The following is a 12,942-nucleotide window of genomic DNA, read 5'->3' on the forward strand; positions in this document are numbered from 1 at the left end:
AAATCTTCACAATAAATTAATATGACGCTGATTTTTTTAATAAATATTTAAAAGTTATTTAAAATCACCGCAACGCGTTTCGCCACCAGACGACAGACCTTTGCCGTGATAAAATTATTAAAAATGAAGATCAGCAAACTGAGTATTGCAGTTGTTTTCCTTTCTACACCATTTACTTTCGTTTACGCACAACAGGCAAAAAACGATACGGTTCAAAAAGAGAAAAATATCGAAGGCGTCGTTATTCAGGCATCAGGAAACAAAAAGACGGAAACGGCAATTCTGGGTGAACAGAAGAAAGCCATCATTCAGAAACAGGCAATCAGTGCTGCAGAAATCACCAGAAAAGGAATTTCGAACGTGGCACAGGGATTGACAAAAGTAACCGGAATCACCGCTGTAGAAGGCCGCGGACTTTTCGTAAGAGGCCTGGAAGAGCGATACAATACATTGTTGATTAACGGACTGGCTTCGCCATCAAACAACCCATTCCAGAAAATCATCGCGCTGAAGCAGTTTCCGACGGACGTTGTAGGAAAACTGAATATATACAAAACTTTCAATTCGAACCTTTACGCGGATTTCGCGGGTGCAACTTTCGATATCGAAACTTTAACGATGGACAAAGCTTTCACTAAAGTTGAATTCGGCTTCGGCTATAACACACAAACGACATTTAAAAACTTTAAGGTAAATCCTAACGCTTACACCGCGGCAGGTTACTTTGGTTTTAATTCACAGGACCGCCAGCTGCCTTCTCAGGTTAAAGGTTACGTGCCGACGAATTATAATTTCACCCAAAATGAATCTGTAAATGCATTCAAAGACGGCTGGAATGCAGATAACATCAAAGCGCTTCCAAATACAAGCATCGGCTTTACGACGGCGCAAAGTTTCAAAATAAGTGATTCAGGAAAACTCGGGCTTTTGCTTTCCTTGAATCAGGGCAGTAAATATGAAATGCTTGAAGGTGATAAAAACCAGTTCATTTCCCTTCAGACGGAAGGAAAGATGAACAATGATCTTCACCGAAAAGAATACACTTACGAATTGGAATCATCAGCTCTTTTAGGACTTGGCTATAAAGACCGCGGTCTGGATGTCGCTTTAAATGCGATTTTCCTGCAGAATTCTACCAATATGATATCGGATTTCGTGGGTTATAAAGACCAAAAAGTTCAGGATGCCGGCAGACGTTTTTTCCGGGTTGATCAAATGGACCTTTCAAAATTTGCTGATATACAATTGTTGGCAAGTCAGAAAATCGGCGACAGACACGTGATCAAAGCCGGTGGTAGCTGGGTAAGCAATAATTTCCAGCAGCCTGACCGAAAAATTTCCGAAGGTTTCTTAACCGGCGTTCCAAATCAGGTGGAAATGACTTTTGGTGGAAACAACCTGATCCGCCAATATCTTGATGTTAACGGAAAAGATTATTTGTCAGGTTTCGCGGAGTACTCAGTTTCACTGGGGGAAAAGGGTGACAGAATAAGCTATCCGTGGCAAGTGGCAGTTGGATACAACGGTTTCTTTGACAGACGAAGCAATTCATACCGATTCATCGCCTCGAACATCGACAACGTACAGCTTAGAACCGTAGTTGTAGATATTGACAATCCGCAGCAGACTTACAACGATTATATCATGCGCGGCGCATTTCACTTTAAAGAAGAAACCAATGAGAATGATTATCGCTCGCACCTGTACCAGTTTATCAATGCTGGTTACGTAAACCTAAATTTCAAACCTAATGATTCCTGGGATATCCTGGTCGGCGGACGTGTGGAAAACAATTTGAACATCACCCGCTACAAAGAACAAAGCGATAAGGAATACAATAATCTTGAGAGAAACCAATATTTCATCCTGCCTTCATTCTCTTTGAAAAAGGCCTTAAACCCGAAATCAAACATCCGTTTCGCGGTAAGCAAGACGATCACAAGACCAATTCTTATCGAGTACATGCCGATTACGTACATCAATCCGGATAACGAAAACATCATCGGTAACATCAATCTGAAAAACAGCGAAAACTACAACCTTGACCTTAAATACGAGGTCTTCCCAACAAGCAAGGAGCTTTTCGCAGTAAATCTTTTTGCTAAAAGAATCGATCACGCAATTGAAAGAAGTTACACCGCTTCCGGAAATTCAAATGGTGTGGCGATTACATTCTTCAATGCTAAAAAGGCCGTGCTGGCGGGAGCTGAACTTGAAGGAATCTTAGACCTTTCCAGAATTTTCGAATCGATGTCAAACTGGAGCCTTGGTGCTAATGCGACGTTCATGTATTCAAAGGTTGAACGCAGCGCCGAAGAACTTGAACAGGAAAAACCAGCCAACTTCAGCGGAAATCTAAAAGACAGACAACTTCAGGGAGCCGCACCGTGGACAGCCAATGCAGATTTAAAATATGAATTTAAAAACGCCTACAGTTTACCCCACACGATGTCTTTGATATATAATGTTTCCGGGTCAAAAATCTTCACGGTAGGAACCTCCGGCCTTGATCACATTTATGAAAGACCTTTCCATCAACTCGATTTTGTGTACAACGCACAACTGACTAAAAACTGGAATATAAAACTCGGCGTTCAGAACATCCTGAACAGTATATACAAATTGGAACAGGGTGAAGAAGGGTACATTCCTCTGGACGTAAGAACCAACATACATACCGATTACAGACGCGGTACGACTTTCAACTTCTCGGCCGGATATACATTCTAAGCCAAATCTTAAACATCAAACTAATTTAATATTATGAAAAAACACATCTTAAATCTTTGGGCGCTGGCCGCAGTTTTAGCGGTGACTTCTTGTACAGTCGAAATCCGCGAAGATGCGGACATCAATGGCGGCGGAACCACACAGAATCCCGCAACCGGCGCAGTTCTAAGCGGAACGGGATCACTTTCGGGGACTTTAAAACAGAACACTACCGTGAAGAAAGGAAATTACACGTTGGAGGGTGTGGTAAAAGTGCCGGAAGGAATTACTTTGACCATCGAGCCAGGTGCAACTTTCACCGCAAAAACTTCCGTGAGCAGTAGTCTTGTGGTGCTCCAAGGCGGAAAAATTTATGCGGAGGGAACAGCGGCTGAACCGATCGTGTTTACTTCAGACAATAAGAAATCAGGTGACTGGGGCGGTTTGACGATCTACGGAAACGCACCTATCAAGGCGATAAACGGCGCAGCAAAAGCACTTTCTGAAGACGGAAACAATGTATACTATGGCGGCGACAATCCAAATGATAATTCCGGTAGTTTAAAATTTGTTAGGGTTGAATATGGCGGAAAGAAAATCGGTGACGGTACTTCTGAGACCAATTCGCTTACTTTTTATTCCGTCGGTGCCGGAACCACGCTTGAAAACCTTGTGGCATATATGGGAACTGATGATGGTTTCGAATTTTTCGGTGGAACCGTGAGTGCTAAAAACATCGTGTCTTACGGTAACTACGACGATTCTTTCGACTGGCAGGATGCATGGAGCGGACAAAACAACAGCACTTGGTACGCTTACCAAACGACGATTGGAAACTTCGGAATGGAAATCGAAGCATCAGGAAACGCTGACAACACAGCGCCGAAAATAAACGGGATTACGTTGATCCGCGAAGCCAACACGAAGCCGGAAACAGCAGGTTCAATTGAAGTTTCCGCAATCCAGTTCAAGAAACACGGAAACGGCATCTTTACTGATGTATATATTGACGGTTATCACGATACAGACGGCAAAAAAGCGTACGCTGTATTAATTCAGGACGCTGCTACCGAAGCTGAGCAGGTGAACAAAGGTAAAATCATTGTGCAGCCGGTAAACCATCTTAATTCAAGCAATCTGAACATGTGGGGTTACAGCTACGTCCCGGCCGTGCCGAAAACTTTCACAAGTGATGCCGGCGTAAAAAAAGTAACGCTTACACCCGGAAACTGGGCTACGGTTAACGGCGTTGACCTTTTGGCAAAACTTAAATAATTTTCATTCTTCATATCAAACAGAAACCACCGCGCTGCGGTGGTTTTTAATTTAAACAGAAAGAGTTATTCTTCGTCTTCGTATTGTTCCAGATAATAAGCAAAAGAAAATTCCTCGATTTCGTCTTCTGCATCTTCAAGCGCCAAAAGCAAATCCTCGAACGTTTCAAGCTGGTCAACGCTCATATTTACGAACTCGATATGCAGCGGCAATTCCGCAAATCCACTCACGTAATCACTTAACGCATCCAGATTATCACCAAAAAATTCAGGCAGCGAGGCTTTTTGTTTAAGTTGTGTGTAAAAATCTTCATAATCCCCGATTTCGGTAAAGTCGATGTAAATGGTTTTCATAGTTTATTTAAAGTCTTATTGCTTTTGGAAAGTTTTGTAATGATCGTGAGTCAGCCACACATCGCCATTCTCAGTGAAAACGATGCGGTCTGCATTTCGGCGACCACATGTATAATTCACGTCTGCCTCAAAATATTGTGCGCCGGTAGGCAAAGTTTTTTCCCTGTTGCTGAATTTATCTCCGCCAATCGCCCTGCCCGGCAAAACATCGCACAAATTACCTTTTGAAGCCACCCAACCTTTGTTGCGCGCCTCGCCTTTTGTGAGGTAATATTCCGGGAGTTTTTTATGGGTCTGAACAAAGTCAACCACGAGTTTTTCGGCGGTTAATTCGTCAATTTCTGAGTTGTTGCCAGAAGAGTTTGAGGATGATTTTTCAGAATTATTTTTTTCCGGGCTAAATGTTTCGGAAAATTTCTCATTGTTATTTCCGGTAGAATTTCCGTTTGTGGAAACCGTCTCCGTGTTCTCCTTTTTCTCAATGAGATAATTATCGATGAGATACATCACCAGAAACGCCGACAGCATCCCAATGATGAAAAACAGAACCAGTTTTATGCTATGTTTCATTTATTGTTTTGATTTAATATTACGACCTCCACTCTTCAGGAATATCAAACACCGGAATAGGCTGAATCTTGTGCTGTGCCGCGCGGTTCATCTTTGAAAAAATCCGGAAAACCTCAAGATCACGCCCGGAATAATCGGCTTCCGTTTTAGTTCCCCACTCTTTCTGGATTTTTTCAAGTTCCGGATACGTGGCGCCAATTTGCTGTTCATCGGTTCTTTCCGCATCCCACAAACCGTCGGTTGGAATGGCATTTTGAATGGATTCCGGCAAATCAAGGGAGCGCGCCAGTTCGTAAACTTCAGTTTTATAAAGATCGGCAATAGGGGACACATCCACGCCGCCATCGCCATATTTGGTATAAAATCCGATGCCGAAATCTTCTACTTTGTTTCCGGTTCCGCAAACAAGCAGGCCGTTTATCTGTCCATAATAATACAGCGTCAGCATTCTGAGGCGCGCACGCGTGTTTGCAAAAGCCAGTTTCTGGTCGGGGAAATGCGCTTCATCCACTTTGAAAGTGCTGTACAAAGCTTCAAAAGGTTCGTTAAGGTTTACCGTCATGCCCTGTACGTTCGGGAATTTGCTTTCGAGGAACCTGATGTGTTCCTGCGCACGGTTGATCTGGTCTTCTTTCTGCCTTATCGGCATTTCTATTGCGAGCAGTTTTAGGCCTGTCATCGCACAAAGTGTGGAAACCACACCTGAATCTACGCCTCCGGAGATACCGATAACGTAGCCTTTGGCCCCGGCGTTTTCTGCGTAAGATTTCAGCCAGCTTACTATTTTGTCTGTTATTTTTTGCGTTTGCATTGTGTATTGGGTGTTTTGTTAAAGGCTGCGATTGCTTAAATTTTCGCTATTTTTGCGACTAATTCGCTGTAAAAATAATGAAGTTTTTTAATTATTTTCTTTTAGTCTCCGCTTTTGCACTCGTTCCGGTTTCCTGCGACAATAAGCCGGAAAACCTTTGGCAAATCGAGATTAAAAATCCGGCGCAGAAAGTGGAAGTTCAGGATTTGTCAGCAGAATTCTATGATCCCAATGTGCCTTTGGCTAAATTCCAAAAGAAATATCCGTGGTTTCAGGGCACCGTAAGCGATGAAGATTTTGGAAAAAGAAGACTCGATACAACCGAGATTTCAATCTATAAAGAAGCAGCAGCCAAAATCGACACGCAAAAGCTGAACGGTGAACTTACGACGCTGTTTTCGCACATCCAGTATTATTTCCCGGAATTTAAACAACCAAAGGTTTTCCTTTATTCATCGGCTTTTCAGGGAATAATGGAACCCATTTTTTATCACGATGCCGAAAATATGCTTTTCATTGATATCTCAGCGTTTTTAGGCCTGAATAATCCAAATTATAAAGGCCTGGAGCAGTATTGGCAGGTTTCGATGAATCCCCAAAACATTGTCCCAAAAGTATCGCGCGTGTTTGCGGGCTTTTTCCTGAAAGAAAGCTTTGATCATCAAAAATTTATAGATGAGTTGATTTATCACGGCAAGATCATGACGCTGCAGGATGCGTTTCTGCCCGGCTTCCCGGATTATCTGAAAATCAACTATGACCAGAAACAATATGAATGGGCAGACGCAAACGAAGCCAACGTCTGGAATTATTTCGTAGAGAACAACCTGGTTTTTAGTGATGATACCCGCCTTCGGGAACGCTTCATCAATCCTGGTCCGTTTTCGAAATTTTACACCGAAGTGGATAATGATTCCTCACCGCAAATCGGAATATTTACAGGTTGGCAGATCGCACGGAAATTTTTCGAAGCGAAACCCGAAACCAAGCTCACCGATTTCCTGGAAATGGATAGCCAGACAATCTTTAACGAAAGCAATTACAAACCAAAAAATTAAGCTAAAGCTATGTTTAAATATTCCCTAAAAAGTATCAATTACAAAATATGAAAAAGACACAGATTACAATCGATGTAGAACTCGATGAAAACCATATCCCGGAGAGAATGCTTTGGAACGCACAGGACGGCGGCATAGATTCACAGGAAACGAAAGCTACGATGATTTCGGTTTGGGACGACAAGGCAATGGAAGCTTTGCGAATTGACCTTTGGACGAAAGATATGCCCGTAGATCAGATGAAAATGTTCTTTCACCAGACCCTAGTATCTTTAGGCAACACCTATCATCGCGCGACGGGCGAAGAAGATGTGGCCGCGTGGATGGAGCAGATGGCCGAGGAATTTGCGCAGAAATCCGCGATAAAAATGTAAAAAGCCATAAGCTGTATGCGATAAGCATTAAGCTATTTTATATCTAACTTTTAAGTGAAGGCAGCACAGCGCCTAAAACTTAAAGCGTAAAGCAATAAAAACATGAATTTCAACACAAAAGTAATACACGGTGGCCAGCACCACGAACCGGCGACAGGATCTGTGAATGTTCCGGTATTTTTAACGTCCACATTTGCGCAAAAATCGCCGGGCGTCCATTCAGGATACGAATATTCACGGGCAGCAAACCCAACCAGACAGGCGCTGGAAGACAGTCTCGCAAGTATCGAAAACGGTGCACGCGGTCTCGCATTCGGTTCCGGACTTGCCGCGATCGACTGCGTACTTAAATTATTGAATCCCGGCGATGAAGTGATTGCCGTAGATGATCTGTACGGCGGAACTTACCGCATGTTTACGCGACTTTTTGAAAAATATCAGCTTAAATTTACCTTCGTCAATTTTGATGATGCTTCCAATATTGCGGATCTGATCAGTGATAAAACAAAACTGATCTGGATCGAAACACCGACCAATCCGCTGATGAAACTGGTGGATATCAAGGCCGTAACGGATTTGGTAAAAGGAAAAGATATTCTGGTTGCGGTGGATAATACTTTTGCGACACCTTATCTGCAGCGTCCTATCGATTTGGGTGCAGATATCGTGATGCATTCCGCGACAAAATATCTCGGCGGACATTCGGACGTCATTGCCGGAGCCTTGGTTGCAAACACGGAAGAACTGGGCGAAAAACTCCATTTCATTCAGTTTGCGAGCGGCGGAATTTTAGGTCCGCACGATTCCTATCTTGTCCTGCGCGGTATTAAAACACTTGCATTGAGAGTTCAGCGTCACTCTGAAAACGGGTTGGCTGTGGCTAGATACCTTGAAAGTCATCCTGGCGTGGAACGCGTAATCTATCCCGGACTGGAATCTCATCCGCAACACGAGCTGGCAAAACGCCAGATGACTGCATTTGGCGGAATGGTTTCATTCACATTCAAATCCGGTAAGAAAGAAGATGCCGTGAAATTTCTCGAAAACCTGCGCGTATTCACTCTTGCGGAATCTTTGGGCGGCGTAGAATCGCTCGCAAATCACCCGACTTTGATGACGCACGCTTCCATACCCGAAGACAAACGTGCAGAACTTGGCATTACCGACGATTTGGTGCGTTTAAGTGTAGGAATCGAAGATGCAGACGACCTAATCGCTGACCTTGAGGCAGCATTTAAAAATTAAAAAAAATAAAAGCGGACATTAATTTGTCCGCTTTTTTAAACTTTTCTGCAATGACAGATTTCCAAAAATATATTGAGCGTTACCTCAATCTCATTCCGTCCGGAAAGTGGCTTGAAGAAATGGTGAACAGCGGCGAGGAAACGCATCTCTTTTTCAGTCAGCTTATGCCCGAACAGGCTAATTTCGCGTACGCACCCGGAAAATGGACTTTAAAAGAAGTGTTGCAACACCTCATCGATGCCGAAAAAATCTTCGCATACCGCGCCTTGCGTTTTTCCAGGCAAGATAAAACCGTTCTGCCCGGCTGGGATGAAGAAGCGTACGGCAAAACCTATGATTTGTCCGAACGGCCTGTTGCCAGCATCGCAGAAGAATACATGGCTGTACGGAAATCTTCACTGCTGTTTTTTCAGTTTCTGAATGCTGAACAACGCGCACAAACCGGTATCGCAAACGGCAACGAAATTTCCGTCGAAACTTTAGGCAAACTGATTGTCGGGCACAACATCCATCACATGAACGTGGTGAAAGAACGTTATTTACCACATTTCGAAAACCTATGAACTGTCCGTGCTGCTCTGGCGAACTTTATCTAAACTGCTGCCAACCTTATCACAACCGTGAAAAACACGCGCCTACCGCGGAAGCGCTGATGCGATCGCGGTTTTCAGCGTTTGCGGTACCGAATGGTGAATATTTAATGGAAACCACGCTACCCAAGAAAAGGAAATTCCACAATACCGATGATCTTCAGGAATGGGGCGAAATAAACACGTGGACAAAACTGGAGATTGTGCAGAAACCCAGCGAAGACCAGGTGGAATTCCAAGCTTTTTATACTGACGAAGACGGACAACCGCAATCTCACCATGAACTTTCCCTGTTCCGAAAGCTCGGCGGGCGGTGGTATTATGTTTCGGGTAAATTTTTAGACTGAATCCTCATTTCTCTGGGCTTTCTTTTTCTGGCGCAGCACATAGAGATAAAGACTTTCAACCTTGGCTCTGGCCCAGTCTGTTTTTCGGAGAAACTTTAAAGACGAATTAACGCTCGGATTATCGGTGAAACATCGTATATTAATTTGTTCACCGAGCTTGTCGAAGCCTCCGTAATATTCCAGAAGCTCTTCCAAAATTGCGTCAAGGCGTTTTCCGTGCAAGGGATCTTTCGATTTTTCTTCCATTTGGTAAATTTAGCCAATAGTTTTAAGAACAATAAAAACGCTCTTCGGACAATTGTTTTAATTTTGCCAAAAAGCAGCGATACTATTATGCAAAACCTCATCGATACATTAAAATCCGGCGGCACCATTCTTTACCCAACCGATACTATTTGGGGAATTGGCTGTGATGCGACTAACGTGGAAGCCATTCAGAAAATACTTGAAATCAAAAAACGCGAGCCTTCAAAATCGATGATTATTTTAGTGGAATCGGTGAAAAGACTGCAGGATTTGGTGGAAGTGCCCGAAATGGCCTGGGAAATTATGGATCTCTCCGAAAAACCGGTGACAATCATTTACGACAACCCGCAAGGTTTGCCGCAGGAGCTGTTGGCAGAAGACGGTAGCATCGGCATCCGATTGATTAAAGATGATTATCTGAAAAAACTGATCGGGAAACTGAATAAACCGTTGGTATCCACTTCAGCAAATCTCAGCGGGCAAAAGTCGCCAATGAAGTTCGCGGATATTTCGCGCGAAATCCTTAGTTCGGTAGATGCCATTGCCGAAGAAAACCATGACAAAATCTCAGAATATTCCGGTTCATCCGTCATCCGCATGTGGATGGATGGCCGCGTGAAAGTGCTGAGAGAGTAATTTTTTATTTTTTATACAGTTTCTCGTACAGCGAGATCCACTGTTGCGGCGACACTTTTTGCACAAGTTCGCCAATAAGTTCATACGGGATATCGTCCACTTTTTTAAAGCGGATGCATGATTTTCCCATATCGAGTTTTCTGCTCGAATGTTTTGGGAATTCGCTCACAAACCAATCCAGAAGCTCCGGATCAGCGTAAATCCCCATGTGGTAGAGCGCTATGAAGTTCTTTTGTGAAGCCAAATTCAAAAAAGGCAGCGGCGAGCCCGGCGTGCAGTGATAACCGTCGGGATACGTCTCCAAAGGCACCTGCCATGCGATCATCCCGGAACTCATGCCCTGCTCAAATCCTGAAGGAAGATTTTCTGAAATGGTCTCAATAAGCTTTTTGAAAGCTTCTTTCCTTTCTTCGGGAACATTCACAAGATACTCTTCGATGTCTGATGATGTATTTTGCATGATTAATTTTTTATTAAAAGTACAAAACATAAAAAATCCGGAAGCTTTTTCCGGATTTTCTGTTGACTATTTTTTGAGGTGAGCGTCAAAATAATCAGTGACCTTTTGCATAAGATGCACGCGGTCTTTGCCCATCACATTGTGCTCATGACCCGGATAAACAAAGTAATCGAGCTGCACACCGTGGTCTACGGCCGCTTTAAGAAACTTCACCGAATGTTGCCAAACAACCACATCATCCTGCGCACCGTGAATCATCAAAAGCTTGCCTTTCAGATTCTGTACTTTATCCAAAAGGTTGGCTTTCGCGTAGCCTTCCGGATTGTTCTGAGGTGAATCCATATATCGCTCTGTGTACATTATTTCATACATATTCCAATCGATCACCGGGCCGCCTGCAACGCCTGCTTTGAAAACTTCGGGGTGTTTCAGCATGAAACTGGTCGTCATAAAACCTCCGTAGCTCCAGCCATGAATGCCCATATTATCGGTGTCAGCGTAAGGTAAAGATTTAAGATATTCTACACCTTTCAGCTGGTCATTCATCTCAGTTTCACCCATATTTCTGAAAACCGCCTGCTCGAACTTCATCCCACGGTTCGAAGATCCGCGGCCATCCATCGTGAAAACAATGTAGCCGTTCTGCGCCATGTATTCGTACCAAAGGTTGCCCGACGCCGGAAAACTGTTGGTGATCAACTGCAGGTGCGGACCGTTGTACAAATACACAATCACAGGATATTTCCTCGTAGCGTCAAAATCCGTTGGCAGGATAATCTTGCCGTAAAGCGGAGTTCCATCGTCGGCTTTGAGGTTTACATTTTTAATCTCAGGTCTGTTGTAGTTCTTTAAAGGATTTTCTGACGTAAGAATGTTTTTAGACTGTCCGTTGGCCGTGTTGATAAGGTTTACACTGCGTGGTGTGGTTGCATTGCTGTAAATATCGTACAGCTGGGAACCGTCTTTGCTCAGAATTCCGGTGTGCATGCCGGGTGCAGATGTGAGTTTCTGCGTACGGAAACTGTTCCAGTTAATCTTATACAGATGTCTTTCGAGCGGACTTTCCTGTGTGGAAGTGTAAAAAATTTCCTTTTTCTTTTCATTGAAGCCCAAAACATCGGTCACAAGCCAATCACCTTTGGTAATCTGCGCTACAAGACCTTTTTCTAAATGGTAGTGGAAGAGATGGTTGTAACCTGTGCGTTGGCTTTGCCAAATGAAATCAGTATTCGAATTCGGGAAAAATAAAAGCGGATTCTGCGGCTCCACATATTTGTCAGATTGTTCTTCGAACAAAGTTTTAATAAATGAACCTGTAACTGCGTCGTACTGATTCATTTTTAAATGATTCTGGTCGCGGTTCAGCACACCTACGAAAATATATTTCGAATCGGGGCTCCACGTCACGGCTGTAAGATACTGTTCTTTGTCACCTTCAGTTTTAAGGAAAGTGGTCTTCTGGGAATTTATATCATAAACACCCAAAGTCACCTGATGAGAAGTACCACCGGCCATCGGATATTTGATGTTGGTGTTCTTTGCGGGCGTTACAGACCAGTCGATTACCGGATAATCTGTAACCATCGTTTCATCCATTCTGTAGAATGCGATCTTCGCGGCATCGGGAGCGGCAAAAATTCCGCCACGGATCCCGAACTCACTGCGGTGAACGGCTTGGCCATTCACAATATGTTCGTTTTCATCAGTTGTAATTGCGATGTTTTTACCGTTTCTGTTCAGGTAAAGATTATTTTTTACGGTATAAACAATCGATTTGTTGTCGGCTAAAATTTCTGCATTGGCAGCGCCTTCATTTAAACTGGTCCACTCCGTGGTTTTCCAGTCATTGCCCGATTTTGTGATGCGGTAGTACTTACCATCCTGCACGAAATATCCTTTTGAGCGGTCGGTAAACTTTACCGGTGGCAACGCTTTTAATCTCTGTTCGGCGGCAAGATTCTTATTGATCTGATGCAGAGAAACAAGCGTGTCCTGCTTCATCCCCTGCATTTCCGTTACCAGATAGCCATTGCGCGTACCGTAGATGTACGCCTTCGCATCCGCCGTCCACGAAAATTGCGGAATCGATTTTATCGCGAGATTACTGCGCAAACCGTTCACCGCTTCGGCCATTGTATATTTTTGGTTTTGAGCAAATACTAAGCTCCCTAAACCAAGAACTAAAAAAGGTAGTTTTGAGAATTTCATCAAAAATAATTTAAGGCCTTAAAAATACGAATTATAAAGGCAAATGTTAAGAAAAAGTTA

14 protein-coding genes are annotated in these 12,942 nt (G+C 43.5%); 8 read left to right on the forward strand and 6 right to left on the reverse strand.

The window, feature by feature from the left end; all coding sequences use genetic code 11:
- The first annotated feature begins 123 nt into the window (after positions 1-123).
- Both QEP06_RS10185 and QEP06_RS10190 read left to right on the forward strand, forming a co-directional pair.
- The gene (locus QEP06_RS10185; protein WP_285270160.1) at positions 124-2,730 is read left to right on the forward strand and encodes a TonB-dependent receptor plug domain-containing protein; all 2,607 of its coding nucleotides are present in this window, start codon (positions 124-126) and stop codon (positions 2,728-2,730) included.
- A 33-nt stretch (positions 2,731-2,763) separates the two neighbouring features.
- Complete coding sequence (locus tag QEP06_RS10190; protein WP_285270161.1) at positions 2,764-3,984, forward strand: hypothetical protein; 1,221 nt, start codon at positions 2,764-2,766, stop codon at positions 3,982-3,984.
- A 65-nt stretch (positions 3,985-4,049) separates the two neighbouring features.
- On the opposite strand, the gene QEP06_RS10195 is transcribed toward QEP06_RS10190, so the two are convergent.
- Genes QEP06_RS10195 through nadE form a run of 3 tightly spaced genes read right to left on the reverse strand, consistent with a single transcriptional unit; the run spans position 4,050 to position 5,718 of the window.
- Positions 4,050-4,337 (reverse strand): barstar family protein, encoded by a 288-nt coding sequence (locus QEP06_RS10195; RefSeq protein WP_285270162.1) that lies wholly within the window; start codon positions 4,335-4,337, stop codon positions 4,050-4,052.
- Positions 4,338-4,352: 15 nt separating this feature from the next.
- On the reverse strand, positions 4,353-4,907 hold the full coding sequence (locus tag QEP06_RS10200; RefSeq protein WP_285270163.1) for a ribonuclease domain-containing protein: 555 nt from the start codon (positions 4,905-4,907) through the stop codon (positions 4,353-4,355).
- 19 nt (positions 4,908-4,926) lie between these two features.
- Entirely contained in the window at positions 4,927-5,718 is a 792-nt protein-coding gene (gene nadE / locus QEP06_RS10205) for an NAD(+) synthase (RefSeq protein ID WP_285270164.1), read from the reverse strand.
- 77 nt (positions 5,719-5,795) lie between these two features.
- Here nadE and gldB point away from each other — a divergent pair, with 77 nt between their 5' ends.
- From gldB to QEP06_RS10230, 5 genes are all read left to right on the forward strand, one after another.
- A complete protein-coding gene (gldB, locus tag QEP06_RS10210; RefSeq protein WP_285270165.1) occupies positions 5,796-6,776 on the forward strand; it encodes a gliding motility lipoprotein GldB in 981 nt (326 codons plus the stop codon).
- 47 nt (positions 6,777-6,823) lie between these two features.
- Complete coding sequence (gene gldC / locus QEP06_RS10215) at positions 6,824-7,150, forward strand: gliding motility protein GldC (RefSeq protein ID WP_285270166.1); 327 nt, start codon at positions 6,824-6,826, stop codon at positions 7,148-7,150.
- Between the two features lie 102 nt (positions 7,151-7,252).
- Positions 7,253-8,395, forward strand: coding sequence for a cystathionine gamma-synthase (locus tag QEP06_RS10220; protein ID WP_285270167.1), 1,143 nt, complete (start codon positions 7,253-7,255; stop codon positions 8,393-8,395).
- A 50-nt stretch (positions 8,396-8,445) separates the two neighbouring features.
- Positions 8,446-8,958 carry a DinB family protein gene (locus QEP06_RS10225; protein ID WP_251833831.1) on the forward strand — a complete coding sequence of 171 codons (513 nt, stop codon included), beginning with the start codon at positions 8,446-8,448 and terminating at the stop codon, positions 8,956-8,958.
- Positions 8,955-9,332, forward strand: coding sequence for a YchJ family protein (locus tag QEP06_RS10230; protein WP_285270168.1), 378 nt, complete (start codon positions 8,955-8,957; stop codon positions 9,330-9,332). The genes QEP06_RS10225 and QEP06_RS10230 overlap by 4 nt, the downstream gene beginning before the upstream one ends.
- Here QEP06_RS10230 and QEP06_RS10235 read toward each other — a convergent pair.
- Positions 9,324-9,578, reverse strand: a complete 255-nt coding sequence (locus QEP06_RS10235; RefSeq protein ID WP_285270169.1) for a VF530 family protein — start codon at positions 9,576-9,578, stop codon at positions 9,324-9,326. The genes QEP06_RS10230 and QEP06_RS10235 overlap by 9 nt on opposite strands.
- Positions 9,579-9,665: 87 nt before the next feature.
- Between QEP06_RS10235 and QEP06_RS10240 the strand changes: the two genes are divergently transcribed.
- A complete protein-coding gene (locus QEP06_RS10240; RefSeq protein ID WP_285270170.1) occupies positions 9,666-10,214 on the forward strand; it encodes an L-threonylcarbamoyladenylate synthase in 549 nt (182 codons plus the stop codon).
- Positions 10,215-10,218: 4 nt separating this feature from the next.
- Here the strand turns inward: QEP06_RS10240 and QEP06_RS10245 are convergent, their stop codons facing one another.
- Positions 10,219-10,674: a DUF1801 domain-containing protein gene (locus tag QEP06_RS10245; RefSeq protein WP_285270171.1), complete on the reverse strand. Its 456-nt coding sequence runs from the start codon at positions 10,672-10,674 to the stop codon at positions 10,219-10,221.
- Positions 10,675-10,740: 66 nt separating this feature from the next.
- Entirely contained in the window at positions 10,741-12,882 is a 2,142-nt protein-coding gene (locus tag QEP06_RS10250) for a S9 family peptidase (protein WP_285270172.1), read from the reverse strand.
- Positions 12,883-12,942 lie beyond the last annotated feature (60 nt).

Source organism: Kaistella rhinocerotis (assembly GCF_030243905.1).
GTDB lineage: Bacteria > Bacteroidota > Bacteroidia > Flavobacteriales > Weeksellaceae > Kaistella > Kaistella rhinocerotis.